Here is a 16,624-nt window from a genome sequence, read left to right on the forward strand (position 1 = left end):
GTATTTCCTCTCATTAACCTGGAGGCCATGTCATTGCGCGGCCACCCAATACATGCATATGAATGTGGTAAACAGTTTGTCCACCCATTTCGTTGCAGTTCATCACAACACGATAGCCAGCGTCGCTAATGCCTTTCTGTTTTGCAATTTTTGCAGCGGTGGTTTGTAGTTTGCCAACCACAGGTGCATCTTCATCAGTAAGGTCATTCAACGTGCTAATGTGGCGTTTCGGGATCACTAGGAAATGGGTTGGTGCTTTAGGCATAATATCTTCAAAAGCGATAACATCATCGTCTTCAAATAAAACGTTTGCCGGAATGTCACCTTTTACTATCTTGCAAAATAAACAGTCCATTTCATCTCCTTTGTATTATTCAAGGTTGGTGGTTTTGCTTCAAGGTATTTTGCGCAAAGGGTTGATCCGTGACAAAGATGTGCTCTTTAGTCTGTCTCCCTTTTGGATAAGGCGCGATATTCTTTGTTCTAGGTGGTTGTCTAGTTCAGAGCTGGCTAGTAATTCATCAAAACCAAGCTTTTTAGCATAATCTAGCGACATTTTAACATTGTTGCTGATGAGTAAGCACTGATCTTCATTACGCATTAAAGGGAGTAGTCTTTGTTGCGTAATGTGCGGAATGTGGCCACCGTTATCGAAGACTAAAATAATAGAGCCTGACTCTCTATTGGCCGGCTGCTCCAAATAGTCTAATAGTCTTTCTAGAGCAGTGAAGTGCTCTATTTTATTGATGTGGCTTTGCAAGATGGTTAGCGCTTTTTGTAGGTCGTTGTCCTCTTGGCCGAATAATATGATATCAAAGTGGTGTTGCTGGCTAATATCGTTATTCAAAGGTCGTATGTGTGCGCGTATGGGAAGTTGGATATTAATACTTCGCGTACGGCCATCTTCGGTTATTTGTATCTTGCCTTCTAAATGTTGGACGAGAAGTGTGATGTAGTGCATGCCAAGATCGAAATTGGTTGCAGAAGTGCGAACCTGTGTCGGTAGCGGAAAGCAGCTGAGTTCTAATAAAGTTACGCCATCTCGGTTTATTTCATGGCGGGTAACGTTGATCGTCAATGTTTGGTCGGTGAAATGCTTAAACTCTTGCGCAAGGCTTTCGATAAGGTGCTGTAAAATAGACGCGTTCTGTAAAATCTCAACCTGATCTGTTTTGTAGGTGTTTAGTTCAATTAGTGTGTTGTCTTGGTCTAAGCGTTGGAAATTGTTATAAGCATTATCTATTAATTGATTAAGCGCTAGTGGATACGGCTGATCGGGCGATGTGTTTTCTTTAATGTCGCTGAGTAGATCAATTCGCTCAATTAGATTTTTAAGGTTGTTGTTGGCAGTTAGGCTGCTGGTTAAGAACAGTTTTGTATCGCTTGAAGTTGCTGCTTGCTCAAGATGAGAGAGCGTACCGCCAAGAATATTGATTTGACGACGAAGTCTGTTGGAGAGGTCTGATAAAAGATCGGTCACTTCGGTCGGAGCTTGTTTGCTGTTTTGTGCATGTCTTTGTAGTGGCTTTGTTTGCGCAATTATGCCAGTGAAATGAATCATGGACTCGATAATGATTGTTAAAGTAAGGCCCCATTCAAATAATACTGCGCTGGGAACGATACCATATACTGACATTAGCCAGATAAAGTAACCCAAAAAGAGGGAGAGTCTAGCGACTAAATAATACCCCGAAAAAGGGATGTTTTTCATAAAGGCAACAACAGCATGCACGGTCAAAATGATGAGTGTACTAATCACCAAAAATGAGAGCGCCATGATGCTTATTTGGTCTGGTGAGATGGTGAAAATGAAGGCAAATAGCGCATCAATAGAGCCAATAGAAATTAATAGCTTATCTAATTTTGGCAGATGGTCTTTGGTATCAAGGTAGAGACGGGAGAAAAACACAATGGCGCACAAGCAAGATAGCGCTGTTAGATTGTATATGCGCTCTTGGATGTTGATCAGGTTTGGAAACAGTTGTGAAACTTGATCGTGAAGTGTCAGGTGTAGAATGGCTATACCAATAAGCAAGACACAGTAGATTAAATACATAGGGCGTGATGTTTTGACAAAAAAGAAAACATTACAAACCAGTAAGGTTAACAATATACCAATGAGAACACCTGTGAGCGTTAGATCTTTTTGAGTATCTTGGCTCAGTTGGGAAAGGGTTTTAAGTTCGATTTGTGCGTTGATTGGCAGGTGAGACGATAGCTTAATGTACAAAGTGAAAACAGGCGGTGAGTTAGCTGGAATGGAAAAAATATAGTTTGGTGTTTTAATTTGCTTGTTATTGTAAGGTCGTGCGCCGCCGAATTCTGCTTGAACCTGATTTTCATATAAGTTAGGTAAATAGATATCTAAATATTGAATTCTAGGAGACTTTATTTCCAGTAAAACAGGACTGCTACTGGTGGTTCGTATTGCAACATCGGTACGAATCCAGATGTTGCCTTTTACTAGGCCAAACTGTAAGTAATCTCTATTAATAGGTCGAAATTGTTTTGCATACTCGTCAGATGAGATGTTATCAAATGAGAGGCTTTGGTCTTCATCGATAAAATATGAGCCGCTTTTGCCAATGTTAAATACACTATTTGTATCATCTATGATGGCGATAGTGTTTGAGCTCCAAGCATAGTTGGAGATACTGAGTAAAAGCAGTAAAATTAATCGATAAAACAAAACGCTAGCCTGACTGTATTGTATAAAGGCTATCATTATTAACTAGATAGGGGATCAAATGCTATATCCAATTTTAGTCGAGTATTATGTTTGGTTTAGCATACTGCTACTCGGTGTTACTTGGTTTGCACGACAAGCGAAACCCGCAACGCGAACGAATCTAATGTACGGCTATGGAATGATTGCAGCGTTAGGTTTTGTTCTCGGTTTGGATTGGGTTGCTGGTGTCATTTTCGGTTTATTGGTTTTGGAGTTGGGACGTCTGTTTAAAGCTTGGTTAGACAAAAAAGAGTCGCAGTTAAAAAAGTAAGCACTAAATATTATTCACTATGTAGACATGAAAAAGGCCTCAATTGAGGCCTTTTTCAGCTGATGGCTATTTTGCCAATAGCTGGGTTACTTTTGCTCACGAGCAATGGCGCGATGGCCAATGTCGGTGCGGAAGTAAACTTTATCCCAAGACAGAGTGTTAACAACTTCGTAAGCAGATGCTTGTGCTTGGGCAACCGTATCGCCAAGAGCAACAGCACAAAGTACACGACCGCCATTAGTAACAACTTGGCCATCTTTTAATGCAGTACCTGCTTGAAATACTTTCTGACCTTCAGGAAGTACGGTATCCAAGCCAGAGATAATGTCGCCTTTAGGGTAATCAGCAGGGTAGCCGCCAGCTGCAAGGACAACGCCTAGGCTTGCGCGAGGATCCCAATCCGCTTCAATGGTATCAAGCTTGCCATTGATGGCAGCCAAACACATTTGTGCCAAATCAGAGCGCAAGCGCATCATGATTGGTTGCGTCTCTGGGTCACCAAAGCGGCAGTTGTATTCTAGTGTTTTTGGTGTGCCATCTGGTGCGATCATCACGCCAGCATACAAGAATCCACGGTAGCGATTGCCTTCCGCGTTCATGCCTTTAACGGTTGGCATGATGACTTCGTTCATAATGCGATCATGGATTTCTGGTGTAACAACAGGTGCTGGAGAGTAAGCGCCCATGCCACCAGTGTTCGGGCCCTTGTCGCCATTATCGCGTGCTTTGTGGTCTTGGCTTGTCGCCATTGGCAAAACGGTTTCGCCATCAACCATGCAGATGAAGCTAGCTTCTTCGCCTACCAAGAATTCTTCGATAACAACACGGCTACCCGCATCGCCAAAAGCATTGCCTTGAAGCATGTCTTCAACCGCTTCGATGGCTTCAGCTTCTGTTTGTGCCAAGATAACTCCTTTGCCGGCTGCTAAGCCATCGGCTTTAACAACAATCGGAGCGCCGTGCTGCTTGATGTAAGCAACTGCAGGTTCGATTTCAGTGAAGTTTCCGTAAGCTGCCGTTGGAATGTTGTGGCGAGCTAAGAAATCTTTAGTGAAAGCTTTCGATCCTTCCAGTTGCGCTGCTGCTGCTGTTGGGCCGAAGATAGCCAAGCCTTCTTTTTCAAATGCGTCTACCACACCAATAACCAATGGCGCTTCTGGGCCAACAATGGTTAGGTCGATGTTTTCTTTTTTCGCAAAAGCAACAAGATCGGCGATGTCTGTTACGCCAATGTTAACGTTTTCAACTTTGTTTTCGGTTGCTGAGCCGGCGTTACCTGGGGCAACAAAAACTTTTTCGACTTGGCTGGATTCTGCAGTCTTCCATGCAAGAGCATGTTCACGACCACCGTTACCAATAATAAGAACTTTCATTATCTAATCCTTTGTATTGCAAACCAGAGGCCGCAGCCTCTGGTGACGAACTAAGAAGTCTTGGCTTCTTAGAGACGGGCTTATTAATGACGGAAATGGCGCATTCCAGTGAAGACCATGGCCATGCCTGCTTCATCAGCAGCGGCGATAACTTCTTCATCACGCATAGAGCCACCAGGCTGGATAACAGCTGTAATGCCAGCTTGTGCTGCAGCATCTATACCATCACGGAATGGGAAAAATGCATCAGACGCCATGACAGAGCCAATTACTTCTAGGTTCTCGTCAGCTGCTTTAATGCCAGCGATTTTAGCGCTGTAAACACGGCTCATTTGGCCTGCGCCTACACCAATAGTTTGTTCTGCTTTTGCATAAACAATCGCATTGGATTTAACGAATTTAGCGACTTTCCAAGCAAACAATAGATCTTTTAGTTCTTCTTCGCTAGGTTGGCGTTTAGAAACGATTTTAAGATCGTCTAAAGTAATAACACCGTCATCACGATCTTGGACCAATAAGCCACCGTTAACGCGTTTGTAGTCTAGCGCAGCTGGCTTGTCTTTTGACCATTGGCCGCATTCTAGCAAGCGAACATTTTGTTTCGCAGCAACGATGTCAGCCGCTTCTTTGCTAACACTTGGTGCAATAATGACTTCAACGAATTGACGATCAACAATTGCTTGAGCGGTTTGTGCATCTAGCTCTTGGTTGAAAGCAATGATGCCGCCAAATGCAGACGTTGGGTCTGTTTGGAAAGCAAGATCGTAGGCTTCAAATTGTGTTGCTGCAGTTGCAACGCCACAAGGGTTGGCATGCTTAACAATAACACACGCAGGCTTATCGAAACTTTTGACGCACTCAAGAGCCGCATCAGTGTCTGCGATGTTGTTGTAAGACAAAGCCTTACCTTGGATTTGTTTAGCTGTGCTGATGGACGCTTCTTTAGGATTCGCTTCAACATAGAAAGCGGCTTTCTGGTGTGGATTCTCACCGTAGCGCATTTCTTCTTGTTTATGGAATTGTAGGTTGAAGGTACGTGCGAAGTCTTCGCTACCGCCTTCTACTTTTTTACCTAGGAAATTGGCAATAGCGCCATCATAGTGTGATGTGTGTTCAAAGGCTTTCACAGCAAGATCAAAACGCTGCTCGTAAGTCAAACCACCGTCGGCTTTAAGAGAGGCCAAGATTGCTTCGTAGCTAGAAGGAGACACTACAATCGCTACGTCTTTATGGTTTTTCGCTGCAGAGCGAACCATGGTAGGGCCACCGATGTCGATGTTTTCAATCGCCATTGGTAAATCGCAATCAGGACGTTCAATAGTCGCTTCGAATGGATAAAGGTTAACAACAACCATGTCGATTTCTTCGATGCCGTGCTCTTTCATGATGGCGCCGTCGATGTCACGACGACCAAGAATGCCACCGTGCACTTTTGGGTGTAGTGTTTTAACGCGGCCATCCATCATTTCTGGGAAGCCGGTGTAATCAGAAACTTCAGTTGCTTTAACGTTGCTGTCCAATAAAAGACGGTAAGTACCACCAGTTGAAAGAATTTCAACGCCTTGAGCGGTCAGTTCACGTGCAAATTCGACAATGCCTGTTTTGTCGGAAACACTGATTAACGCTCGTTTGATTGGAGTTACTGTATTTTGATTTGCCATCATGGTTCTCGCAATTAATTTAACACTAAATAAACAAGGGGAAGGTAAGACGAAAAAAAGGGCGAATTCGCCCTTTTTTCTTTGTGCTTATAGCATGCCGTATTGCTTCAACTTCTTGCGAAGTGTTCCTCGGTTTAAACCAAGGATGGTGGATGCTTTTGTTTGGTTATCCTTTGTGTAGCTCATGACAGACTCTAGCAAAGGCGCCTCAACCTCGGCTAAGACTAACTGATATAAGTCTGTTATTGGCTGCCCATCAAGATGAGCGAAATAGTTTTGTAGGGCTTTTTCAACATTGTCACGTAGGGTTTGTGACTGCTCTGAAGAAGCGGCTTGAAACGTATGAGTATGAGTTTGTTCTACCACAGAATGACCTTCTATTTTTAAAGCTAACCATTTATTAATGCACGTTGATCGTCATTGAGAAGGGTGATCTAGGTCTTCTTTTTTGATTTTCAGTACATTAAGTGTAAGGTTCGTTTGCCTATTGGCAAACAAAGAACTCTTCCAATTTATCAAGCTGTTCTTGCGTATTATCAATACGGTTAAACAGACTGCGAAATTGTGTTTTATCCGCTAACGTCTGCAGGTACCAACCAACGTGCTTGCGAGCAATACGCACGCCTAAATAATCACCATAAAATTGGTGTAAGGCGTTCACATGGTTAATAACAAGCTGTCTCACCTCAGATAAAGAAGGAGGTGCTAACAATTCGTTTGTTTCTAAATAGTGGTTTATTTCGCGAAAAATCCACGGTCTTCCTTGGGCGGCTCGGCCAATCATTATGCCGTCTGCTTTAGTGTAATCTTTCACGAACTTTGCTGACTGCGCGTCTTTAATGTCCCCATTCGCAAAAATAGGGATGCTCAAATGATGCTTAATCTCTGCAATTGTGTCGTATTCAACTTGTCCTTGGAATTTACATTCCCGTGTTCGTCCATGAATCGCTAGTGCTTGAATGCCAATATCCTCTGCCATTTTCGCAATCGCAAGACCATTTTTCTGATCAAGGCTCCATCCAGTGCGGATTTTTAGAGTAACCGGAACAGAAACACTATTTACAACAGACTCCAGTATTTCTCGAACAAGTGCTTCATCTTTAAGTAATGCAGAGCCTGCTGCTTTATTGCATACTTTTTTAGCGGGACAACCCATGTTTATATCAATGATTTGTGCGCCTAGCTCAACATTCTGTTGAGCGGCTTCTGCCATCATTTGAGGGTCACCGCCAGCAATTTGAACAGATCTCGGCGAGACTTCCGCGTCGTGAATTAAACGATGACGGCTTTTTGTCGAGTTCCACAGGCGAACATCAGAAGTGACCATTTCTGATACTACTAAACCTGCACCTTGATCATGACAAAGGCGGCGAAAAGGCAAATCTGTTACACCAGCCATAGGGGCAAGAATAACAGGCTTGTCAACGCAATATGGGCCAATAGCAAATGCCATGATGTTCCTGAATACTGGATTGAATGTTAAAGATCGTCGACAGTGTCGAGCGGGCGTGAATAATACCTATGCAATCGTTGTTTTTGAAGTCTTGACAGGCTAAAAACTGACTATTTTTTGTTCTTTTTTTAACCTTTGCACTAAAACAGTGAAAAGAGACCTTTGCACGAAGTCACGAGCGAAGCCAAGACGAGGCAAAAAAAGACGAGAAAGTGGAGTTTATGGGTTATAAATGAGCCCATGTTGTTAAATCCGTAAATAAGCGAGTCTATTTTTAACAAAGTATTGGCGAGCACAGTAGTCGTGCAAAATTCTCAAAAACTAGTAAGAGCGAGTGTCTGTCGGAAAGGCTCTAAGCTGATGAGTGACCGCACGAGCGCCCGGATCTTGTATAGGAATGACCAAGTGGATCGGCGTATTTGGTGGCATATAGGTGATATCAAGAAAGTCTTTATGTAAGTAATCACTTGGTGAAAAGAGTCGCGCAGCTACCGGTAGGCCGTTTAAGTCAAAAAATTCTAAGGCGATTTTTGGCATCGGTTGAGAGAAGTCACTGGTGTTGGTGATGATCGCATTCACTAACAGTATATTTGGTATAGACGGATGACTTTGTATACGCACATGTTGAATGGTAATGGCACTTACATCTTCAAACCCTGGTAGAGCACAGCCTGAGTAAGAGCAAATCGTTTTGTAGATGGCTCTAAAGTTAGATGAGCGACTGCCTTCTTCAAAAAAATGCGAGGCAATTTGTGCGGTCAATAGCGCAATCCCTAATAGAGAGGCAAAGAACCATAGCCAAGGATGTCCTTTTTTCTTATTTGTGAACGATTCACTATCGCCCATTAGTGGGGCCAGGCTTTCTTGAGCGGACAGTTGTTCAAGAATTGTGTGTTGATTCTTTATGTCTGATGGGCGAGTTTGTTCTGCTGCTGTTTGTGCTAAAGAATGCAAGGCAACCATGTAGTCTGGTTCAGGTGTTGCAGGGCTTTCGGTTGGAACTGGTTTAGGTGAAGGTTTTTTTGCTATAGGAGCTTGCTGTGGTGTTGCCTTAAGAGCGGCTTCCACTTCAGCAAGTTCTAGTTCCCATGGCGCAGGTTCATCCTGTCGGGGTGTTTCGGTAGTGGATCTTTTTGCTTGCTCTTGTTTTCGGGCAGACTCTTGATAAGCGTTGTTTATTTCTGCCGTGTCGATTTCTTTGTGTGTGCTGTTATTTTCTGAACTTGTTGTGATTTCGCTTGGTGGCTGCAGATCTTCGTCATCAAATAGTGTGTGCAACCAATCGGGGTTAACAATTTCTTCTGCTGGGGCAAGTCTAGTATCAATGGTCTCGCTTGGCTTTTGCGGTTGGTGAGTCAAATCCGCCTGTATTTGTTTTTTTTGCTCGACCGACTCTGAAGCTAGATCAGTGTTTTTTTGTTGCGGTTGTTCTTTGCTGTTAGCAGGAGTTGTTTTGTTGTTTGCTGCGTCGCTGGCATTGAAAATATGGAAGCACTGACCACATCTGACTTTGCCCTTGGCCATGCTTAATACTTCATCGCTTACTCGAAATGCGGTTGAACATTTTGGGCAGCGGGTTATTAGGCTAGTGGCCGTAGGCATAGGGTTTTATCTTCCTGTGTAAAACTGTACTGGTAAATCGGTTATTATGCGTGCTTAGTGCCTACAATACGAACCCATTCTTCCTTTTCGGTAATGGAATCGATTGTAAACCATTCTTGATATGCCTCAATCACTTCCTGCGCTTGGTTGGCAAGAATGCCAGAAAGGGCTAATTGACCTTCTTTTTTAACTAGTGCGGAAATCGTTGGCGCTAAATGGGCAAGTGGCCCAGCAAGAATGTTCGCAACCACGATATCGGCTTGTAGATCGGATTCGTATGGTGGCAGTTTTACTTCTAAACGGCTTGGGTCGATCTTGTTGCGTTCCGCATTGGCTTCGGTTGCTTGTACAGCTTGCGGATCGATATCGATGCCAACCATGTTGTTTGCACCAAGTAATAAGCCTGCAATGCCAAGAATTCCTGAGCCGCAACCGTAATCTATAATTGTTTTATTTTTGCAATCAATGCTGTCTAACCATTGTAGGCATAATGCGGTAGTAGGGTGGGTGCCTGTGCCAAATGCCAAGCCTGGGTCTAGCATCAGCGTAACCGCATTTGGATCGGGTACTTCGCGCCAGCTTGGACAAACCCAAAGACGTTCGCCAAATTGGATCGGATGATAATTATCCATCCATTCTCTTTCCCAATCTTTATCTTCGACTATCTCTATTTTCATATCGATATCGGTTTCACCAAGGGATTCGGCTTTATGTTCAATTACTGGGCGAATGTGTTCAATATCTGCGTCTGCTTCAAATAGACCAGTCACCTTGGTGTTTTTCCACAGTGGTGTTGTGTTTAGGTCTGGTTCGTATACAGGATCGTCATGTACGTCTTCAAAAGTGACAACCATGGCGCCGCAGTCAAGGAGAGTATCTTCGAAAGCTGGGACGTGATCGGGTGTGGTATGGATACGAATTTGAAGCCAAGGCATAAAGTGAAGTCCAACAAATAAAACAAACAGGAATAGAATAGCGAAGCTTGGAGCGAGAGGCGAGAGGAAAATGATAGCCCCTAGTGATTTATGACGTCACTAGGGGCAAAACTGCAGTCTTTACAGGCCGAGTTTTTTCTCCAAATAATGGATATTAACGCCACCAGCAATGAAATTTGAATCATTTACTAGGTCTTTTTGAAGCTCTATGTTGGTTTTAATACCATCGATGAAAGTTTCATCTAGAGCGCCAGAAAGGCGTTTTAGTGCGGCTGTACGATCCGGAGCATGGCAAATGATTTTAGCAATCATTGAATCATACGTTGGTGGTACTGTGTAGCCACTGTACAAATGAGAATCGACGCGAACACCCATACCGCCTGGTGCATGGAAGTATTCCACTTTACCTGGGCAAGGCATGAAGGTTTTAGAATCTTCTGCGTTGATACGTGATTCAACAGCATGGCCATTTAGCTTGATGTCTTCTTGTTTGAAAGACAATGGCAAGCCGCTAGCAATGCGAAGTTGCTCTTTAACGATATCTACACCTGTTACCATTTCAGTAACTGGATGTTCTACTTGTACACGAGTGTTCATCTCGATGAAGTAGAAGTTGCCGTCTTCGTATAGAAATTCGAAAGTACCTGCGCCGCGGTAGTTGATCTTGATACAAGCATCAACACAAGCTTTTAAACAAGCTTGGCGAGATTCTTCGTTTAACATCGGTGCTGGTGCTTCTTCCAACACTTTTTGATGGCGACGCTGCAAAGAGCAATCGCGGTCGTATAGGTGGACAGCATTGCCTTGACCGTCAGCCAATACTTGAACTTCAACGTGACGTGGATTTTGTAGGAATTTTTCCATATAAACCGTGCTGTCACCGAAGTAAGAACCTGCTTCAGATTGCGTGATACTGATAGATTTTAGTAGGCTGCCTTCGTTGTGAACAACGCGCATACCACGACCACCGCCGCCCGCAGCTGCTTTAACGATAACCGGAAAGCCGATTTCATTAGCAACACGGATACACTCTTCAGGATCAGAAGGTACTGGACCGTTTGAGCCTGGAACGGTTGGTACGCCTGCTTCTTTCATCGCCTTAATAGCAGAAACTTTGTCGCCCATCAGGCGAATTGTTTCGGCTTTAGGTCCGATGAAAGTGAAGCCAGAACGTTCAACTTGCTCTGCGAAATCTGCATTTTCAGCAAGGAAACCGTAGCCTGGGTGGATCGCTGAAGTATCTGTTAATTCTGCAGCACTAATGATAGCTGGAATGTTCAAATAACTTTGAGCGGATGGGTTTGGCCCTATGCAGATAGATTCGTCTGCAAGGCGCACATGTAATAAGTCACGGTCAATCTTAGAGTGAACCGCAACGGTTTTGATACCGAGTTCTTTACACGCACGTAAAATACGTAGCGCGATTTCGCCTCGGTTAGCAATCAATACCTTATCGAGCATGATGAAACCTTTGCGTTGGATTAAATGATAGTAATAAGAGGCTGGTCAAATTCAACTGGCTCGCCGTCTTCAACAAGGATAGCGCCAATTGTACCAGACTTATCTGCTTCAATTTGGTTCATCATTTTCATTGCTTCAACGATACAGATAGTATCGCCAACATTTACTTTTTGGCCTACTTCGATGAAAGGCTTAGCACCTGGCGCAGAAGATTTGTAGTAAGTACCGACCATTGGAGAGTTTACAGTGTGACCAGCGATAGCTGCAGGAGCTTCTGGCGCTGCAGTAGAAGCAGCAACTGGTGCAGCAGCAGGAGCTGCCATCATTGGAGCGGCCATCATAGGTGCTTGAACTGGAGCACCGCCACGGCTAATACGAACAGCTTCTTCGCCTTCTTTGATTTCAATCTCATAGACGTTAGATTCTTCTAAAAGTTCGATTAGCTTTTTGATTTTACGAATGTCCATAATTACTCTCTTCTGTCTGTGTTGGTGTTTCAGTGGTTATGTTATCCACTGACTATTATGAATTCTGTGTACTGCTTGCGTTATCCAACAAACAGGGCTTTTATAAAAAAACGAATTGTAAAAGCTTGTAACGCGAAATTATCGATAAAAAGCGTGATATTGTCCAGTTTTGCGTTAAAAAAACCGAAAAACGTTTCTTGTGGTTTGTTTTTGATCAAAAGTAAACCTGTGTGCTTTTTGGTGAATATTATTGGCCGATAGCACGATTTAAACGATCAATTAAAGTAGATTTGCTTGGTTCTCCCATCAAAGTAAGTGTTTTACGTTCTTCGCCTTTATTGTCTAAAAAAACCAGTGATGGCGGGCCAAATAAGTTGAATTTCTGCATTAAAGCTTGATTTTTTACTGAGTTTTTTGTGACATCTACTCTAATCAGTTGAACCTTATCAAGTAGTGGTAGCACGTCGGGTGAAGTAAACATGTCTTCTAATATTTTGCAGCTGATACACCAATCAGCATAAAGATCTAGCATAATAGGACGAGAGTCTTGATTTGCTATAATTACATCAAGTTCATCTAAATTCGTGATTGTGGCGTCAAATATTGCTTTCTCTTCTTGTGTTGTTGAGGGTGAGGATAGTTTTTTCAAGGGCTGTAGGGGACTGCTGCTACCTATTGTGCCACCAATAAACTCAACACTGCCGATAAGGAAAAAGGCCAAGGCAAAAAACCAGCGAATAGGGTGTGAGGCGATTTGATAAGCTCGATGGATAAAATAGCTGCTTATTGCAATAGAAAGAAGGCTCCAAAGATATAAATGGCTACTTATTGGTAGCCAACGAGTAATTAGCCAGATTGCCATAGCAAGCAAGCCAAAGCCCATCAATACCTTAATGTCGTGTAGCCACTCGCCGCTTTTAGGTAATACTTTCGGGCCAAAAAGACCGACCAGTAACAGTGGAGCCCCCATGCCAAGCGCCATAACAAAAAGCATCATCGCGCCATACCACGCATCGCCTTGACTACTTATATAAAGCAGAGCACCAGCAAGCGGTGCAGACACACAAGGGGAGACAATTAGCGTAGACAAAACCCCAGCGATAAAAATGCTGGTTGTGGATTTCCAAGCCGAGCCTGTTGATTTGGTCGACACTTGAAGGCGTTGTTGCCATGAACTTGGCAGTCTTATTTCATAGACGCCGAACATTGCTAGGGCAAGTAGTACAAAGACAATTGCGCTACCAATTAATAAAATAGGATTTTGTAATTGAGCTTGTAAATTGAGTTGGGTGCCAAAAATACCAACCAATCCACCAATAGCGGCATAGGTTAGCGCCATGGCTAACACATAAACAAAGCTGTAATAAAATGCGCCTAACTTTGAATGACGAGTGCCAACCACAATCGCACTGACAATAGGAACCATTGGGAGCACGCAAGGGGTTAACGACAAAAGTAAACCCAAGCCAAAGACGGCAATAAGTGTTGTCCAAATGTTATCATTGCTAAGTAACTGACTGACGGATTGTGCTTCAGAAGGAGCAAGATCTGCGTTGGAAGATTGGGAGCTTTCTGCTCTAGGTTGTGATTCGGCTAAACGCTTTTCTGGAGACGATAAAGGTTCGGGAACCGTAAATTGAATCGGCATTTTCTGTGGAGCATAACATAGGCCTTTATCAGCACAGCCTTGGTAAGAAAGTATCGCATTTACTTCAGTGCCAGCCGCAAGTTTGATGTCGTAATAAATAGGCAGTGTCAATTTATCTCGATAAACGGTTACTTCACCATAATAAGGATCTTGTTTTGTTTCCCCGGCAGGAAAGGGTGAGAAATGCAGTTTATCCGCCTGTTCTCCAGACAAGATGAATTGTTCTTGATATAAATAGTAACCATCATTGATTTGCCATGTGGCCATTAATTTTCCGTCTTTAGGTGCGGAAATAGATAGCTGAAATGCTTGATCGACGGGTAAAAATTCTGGTTCTGAAAGGCTTGATGTAGGGCCAAACGTAAAAGCATGAGAAATGTTTTGAAAGATCAGCAAAAAAAGTAGAACGAATAGGCGCATAAGTATCTTCAATCAAATTGAGCGTATTGTGTAAATCCATATTTCACCACGCTGGATAGAAGGTGTAGACTATCAATCCACCTTTAAGTTGCCAATCGCAAGGAGACAAATTGAGTAAAAACCTAGTTTCTTTTCTAATTGCTGTAGTTTTCCTGACAGGCTGTCAGGGAAATGTGAAGTCAACAGAGAAAGGTCAGCCTATACAGGACGTAGAAGTCAAAAAAGCTTTGCCTGCTAAGGCTTCTGTTAATCAATCAGTAGATATCGAAAAGCCCGCGACAAAAGCGTCGCAACCTAAAGTAATCAAAGCTCCAACGGCTTTTGAGCGATTAACACAGCGTTTGATCGAGCAAGGCGAAATGGCATTGTCTGAAGAGCGATTTTTAACGCCAGTAGACGACAACGCTAACTTGTATTTTCAAGCAGCACTAGGGCGAGATCCTGGTAACTTTCGTGCAACTCAAGGCATTACTGCCATTGTTGATGTGTATACGCAATGGGCATGGCAAGCGGCTAGAAACGGTGATTATAAGAAGGCTGCAAAATATTTAGATTCTGCACGCTCCGTTAATCCAGAAGATCCTGCCATCATAGAAATGACCTCACGTGTAAGTGATTTAAAAGCAAAACGACAGCAGGCGGCTAAAGTTTCAAAAACAAAGCCAGAGCCGAAAGTGCTAAAGGAAGGTCAGTTTTTATTGCCCGAAACACTTTTTAGTCTAAGTGAAGAAGAGATAATCGCAAAAATTCAGCCTATTATAGATGAAGTGGCAAAAGCAGATCGCCCCGTCGCTATTTACTGGCCAAATGACAAACAAGCACGTTTGATTTATCAAATCATTAATAGCCGTGTTCCCGAATTTCGTGTACGTGCGATGACATACCATCGTGCTGATTACATGGTCGAATTACAACAAGATTAAGGTAGGTCAACAATGTCGTGGTTAGCGAATAAGTTCCAAGGTTTAAAGCCAAGTATTAATTTCTCAAGTGTCGGGAAAGTCGTCGCGTCTGCTGTGCTCATTGCCGCTGTACTATTGAGCTTTTTGGGCATGTATTGGAGCAGCGAACCTGATCAGTTTGATGTTGTGGCTAGTGCAAAAGAACAAGCCACGGAACGCGGTTACTTAAATAACAGTAAAAAACTGGCTGTTGGCTACACGACTGCCAGCACATTGCACACCATAATGGCGACATTACTGGATAAACCAGGTGGCTTCATTAGCAATGACATACTTCCTCCAGGTGTGTTTATGGACAACATGCCAGCATGGGAATTTGGTGTATTGGTTCAGTCTCGCGATTTGGCTAGAGCGTTTCGTAAAGAGTTTAGCCGCTCTCAGTCCCAGTCCACAGAAGACGTGAATTTGAAAATCGCTGAGCCGCAATTCAACTTCGATAACAAAAGCTGGGCCTTGCCGTCTAGTGAAAGTGAATATCGTCGTGGCAATAAAGAGCTAATGGAATACCTTGATCGTTTAGCGGGTCAATCAAATAATAAAGCGCAATTCTACGCCCGTGCAGACAATCTTGCAGACTGGTTGTCAGACGTCAGCACTCGTCTTGGTAGCTTGTCTCAGCGTCTATCAGCAAGCGTAATAGAAGACAAACCTCAGCTAGAATCAGACGAAAATACCCGTTACGTGCGTACGCCTTGGTTGAAAGTGGACGACGTTTTCTACGAAGCTCGTGGTACAAGCTGGGCACTGATTCATATACTACGCGCAGTAGAGGTGGATTTTATTTATACCTTACAAGATAAAAACGCGCTGGTTAGCCTGCGTCAAATCATTCGTGAACTCGAAGCGACCCAAGCCAATGTGTGGTCACCATTCATCTTAAATGGCAGTGGCTTTGGCGTATTGGCGAACCATTCCTTGGTTATGGCTTCTTATATAGCACGTGCAAATACCGCGATTATCGACCTACGTCGTTTGCTTGAACAGGGCTAGCGAGTTAATGTCACCCAGTCATAGCAGGGAAATTCGTCTAGCAGTATTAGACGATGCCCCTGCGATATTAGACATCTTTCAGCATTGCGACCTTTTTGCCAGCACAGGTCATCGACAAGACAATATAGGCTTGATCGACGTCATGGACTGGCTAGAAAGCGTCACCGATAACCACCCTTTGTTAGTCCTAGAAGAACAGGGCAATGTGATTGCTTGGTGCTCTGTCGAACCTTTTTATGGCTTGCCAGCTTTTGATACTGCTTACGAAATCAGCATCTATGTCTCGCCAAACAGGCAAGGAAAAGGAATTGGCACACAGCTATTTCAATACCTAGAAGCGAATAGACCAGAGCTTGGTTTCACTCATCTCGTTGCCTACATCTATGCCAGCAACCTTGATAGCCAAGGTTTCTTAACACGTCAAGGGTTTGATCAATGGGGACTATTACCGAATATTGCTCAGAATGAACAGATTAAAGAAGACGTGTTTATTCTTGGAAGAGAGTTTTAGTTCTTCAGGTATATTTGTTTCCTTTCAAGGGCTTTGCCTTCCTAACCTTTATTCCGCTCTTTAATTCAGGAAAAAGCTGAGCGGGTAACTTTTGCCCTCTGTTTAATTCAGAAAAGTACAAAAGTAACCAAAAGGTCTCTTT

The 16,624-nt window shown here is 43.4% G+C and carries 15 protein-coding genes; 4 read left to right on the top strand and 11 right to left on the bottom strand.

Features of this window, described 5'->3' with window-relative positions; all coding sequences use genetic code 11:
- Positions 1-13 precede the first annotated feature (13 nt).
- Positions 14-355: a histidine triad nucleotide-binding protein gene (locus tag KPL72_RS16820; protein ID WP_212915878.1), complete on the bottom strand. Its 342-nt coding sequence runs from the start codon at positions 353-355 to the stop codon at positions 14-16.
- A 39-nt stretch (positions 356-394) separates the two neighbouring features.
- A complete protein-coding gene (locus tag KPL72_RS16825) occupies positions 395-2,689 on the bottom strand; it encodes a sensor histidine kinase (RefSeq protein ID WP_219703809.1) in 2,295 nt (764 codons plus the stop codon).
- A 58-nt stretch (positions 2,690-2,747) separates the two neighbouring features.
- Between KPL72_RS16825 and KPL72_RS16830 the strand changes: the two genes are divergently transcribed.
- Positions 2,748-2,999, top strand: coding sequence for a hypothetical protein (locus KPL72_RS16830; protein WP_219703810.1), 252 nt, complete (start codon positions 2,748-2,750; stop codon positions 2,997-2,999).
- An 86-nt stretch (positions 3,000-3,085) separates the two neighbouring features.
- Here KPL72_RS16830 and purD read toward each other — a convergent pair whose 3' ends face one another.
- The 9 genes from purD to dsbD form a co-directional block, all read right to left on the bottom strand.
- On the bottom strand, positions 3,086-4,372 hold the full coding sequence (gene purD, locus KPL72_RS16835) for a phosphoribosylamine--glycine ligase (RefSeq protein ID WP_219703811.1): 1,287 nt from the start codon (positions 4,370-4,372) through the stop codon (positions 3,086-3,088).
- 83 nt (positions 4,373-4,455) lie between these two features.
- A complete protein-coding gene (purH, locus tag KPL72_RS16840) occupies positions 4,456-6,033 on the bottom strand; it encodes a bifunctional phosphoribosylaminoimidazolecarboxamide formyltransferase/IMP cyclohydrolase (protein ID WP_212918916.1) in 1,578 nt (525 codons plus the stop codon).
- Between the two features lie 87 nt (positions 6,034-6,120).
- Entirely contained in the window at positions 6,121-6,399 is a 279-nt protein-coding gene (gene fis / locus KPL72_RS16845) for a DNA-binding transcriptional regulator Fis (RefSeq protein ID WP_012070668.1), read from the bottom strand.
- Positions 6,400-6,517: 118 nt separating this feature from the next.
- Complete coding sequence (gene dusB / locus KPL72_RS16850; protein ID WP_212915874.1) at positions 6,518-7,486, bottom strand: tRNA dihydrouridine synthase DusB; 969 nt, start codon at positions 7,484-7,486, stop codon at positions 6,518-6,520.
- A gap of 321 nt (positions 7,487-7,807) precedes the next feature.
- Positions 7,808-9,088 (bottom strand): DUF3426 domain-containing protein, encoded by a 1,281-nt coding sequence (locus KPL72_RS16855; RefSeq protein ID WP_219703812.1) that lies wholly within the window; start codon positions 9,086-9,088, stop codon positions 7,808-7,810.
- Between the two features lie 44 nt (positions 9,089-9,132).
- Positions 9,133-10,023, bottom strand: a complete 891-nt coding sequence (gene prmA / locus KPL72_RS16860; protein WP_212915872.1) for a 50S ribosomal protein L11 methyltransferase — start codon at positions 10,021-10,023, stop codon at positions 9,133-9,135.
- A 120-nt stretch (positions 10,024-10,143) separates the two neighbouring features.
- Complete coding sequence (gene accC / locus KPL72_RS16865) at positions 10,144-11,484, bottom strand: acetyl-CoA carboxylase biotin carboxylase subunit (protein WP_212915871.1); 1,341 nt, start codon at positions 11,482-11,484, stop codon at positions 10,144-10,146.
- A gap of 20 nt (positions 11,485-11,504) precedes the next feature.
- Positions 11,505-11,951, bottom strand: a complete 447-nt coding sequence (accB, locus tag KPL72_RS16870; RefSeq protein ID WP_212915870.1) for an acetyl-CoA carboxylase biotin carboxyl carrier protein — start codon at positions 11,949-11,951, stop codon at positions 11,505-11,507.
- 247 nt (positions 11,952-12,198) lie between these two features.
- Entirely contained in the window at positions 12,199-14,019 is a 1,821-nt protein-coding gene (dsbD, locus tag KPL72_RS16875) for a protein-disulfide reductase DsbD (RefSeq protein ID WP_219703813.1), read from the bottom strand.
- A 110-nt stretch (positions 14,020-14,129) separates the two neighbouring features.
- Between dsbD and KPL72_RS16880 the strand changes: the two genes are divergently transcribed.
- Genes KPL72_RS16880 through KPL72_RS16890 form a run of 3 tightly spaced genes read left to right on the top strand, consistent with a single transcriptional unit; the run spans position 14,130 to position 16,482 of the window.
- Positions 14,130-14,942 carry a tetratricopeptide repeat protein gene (locus KPL72_RS16880; protein ID WP_219703814.1) on the top strand — a complete coding sequence of 271 codons (813 nt, stop codon included), beginning with the start codon at positions 14,130-14,132 and terminating at the stop codon, positions 14,940-14,942.
- A gap of 12 nt (positions 14,943-14,954) precedes the next feature.
- The gene (locus tag KPL72_RS16885) at positions 14,955-15,971 is read left to right on the top strand and encodes a DUF2333 family protein (protein ID WP_212915867.1); all 1,017 of its coding nucleotides are present in this window, start codon (positions 14,955-14,957) and stop codon (positions 15,969-15,971) included.
- A 7-nt stretch (positions 15,972-15,978) separates the two neighbouring features.
- Positions 15,979-16,482, top strand: coding sequence for a GNAT family N-acetyltransferase (locus tag KPL72_RS16890; RefSeq protein WP_219703815.1), 504 nt, complete (start codon positions 15,979-15,981; stop codon positions 16,480-16,482).
- The last annotated feature ends 142 nt before the right edge of the window (positions 16,483-16,624 follow it).

This window comes from Marinomonas lutimaris, assembly GCF_019426345.1.
In the GTDB taxonomy this organism is placed as follows: Bacteria; Pseudomonadota; Gammaproteobacteria; order Pseudomonadales; family Marinomonadaceae; genus Marinomonas; species Marinomonas lutimaris.

Bases quoted from the DNA above. Each gene is read 5' to 3' on its own strand.
- KPL72_RS16820 (WP_212915878.1), bottom strand. From the start codon at position 355: ATGGACTGTTTATTTTGCAAGATAGTAAAAGGTGACATTCCGGCAAAC.
- KPL72_RS16830 (WP_219703810.1), top strand. From the start codon at position 2,748: ATGCTATATCCAATTTTAGTCGAGTATTATGTTTGGTTTAGCATACTG.
- purD (WP_219703811.1), bottom strand. From the start codon at position 4,372: ATGAAAGTTCTTATTATTGGTAACGGTGGTCGTGAACATGCTCTTGCA.
- purH (WP_212918916.1), bottom strand. From the start codon at position 6,033: ATGGCAAATCAAAATACAGTAACTCCAATCAAACGAGCGTTAATCAGT.
- dusB (WP_212915874.1), bottom strand. From the start codon at position 7,486: ATGGCATTTGCTATTGGCCCATATTGCGTTGACAAGCCTGTTATTCTT.
- KPL72_RS16855 (WP_219703812.1), bottom strand. From the start codon at position 9,088: ATGCCTACGGCCACTAGCCTAATAACCCGCTGCCCAAAATGTTCAACC.
- prmA (WP_212915872.1), bottom strand. From the start codon at position 10,023: ATGCCTTGGCTTCAAATTCGTATCCATACCACACCCGATCACGTCCCA.
- accC (WP_212915871.1), bottom strand. From the start codon at position 11,484: ATGCTCGATAAGGTATTGATTGCTAACCGAGGCGAAATCGCGCTACGT.
- accB (WP_212915870.1), bottom strand. From the start codon at position 11,951: ATGGACATTCGTAAAATCAAAAAGCTAATCGAACTTTTAGAAGAATCT.
- dsbD (WP_219703813.1), bottom strand. From the start codon at position 14,019: ATGCGCCTATTCGTTCTACTTTTTTTGCTGATCTTTCAAAACATTTCT.
- KPL72_RS16885 (WP_212915867.1), top strand. From the start codon at position 14,955: ATGTCGTGGTTAGCGAATAAGTTCCAAGGTTTAAAGCCAAGTATTAAT.
- KPL72_RS16890 (WP_219703815.1), top strand. From the start codon at position 15,979: ATGTCACCCAGTCATAGCAGGGAAATTCGTCTAGCAGTATTAGACGAT.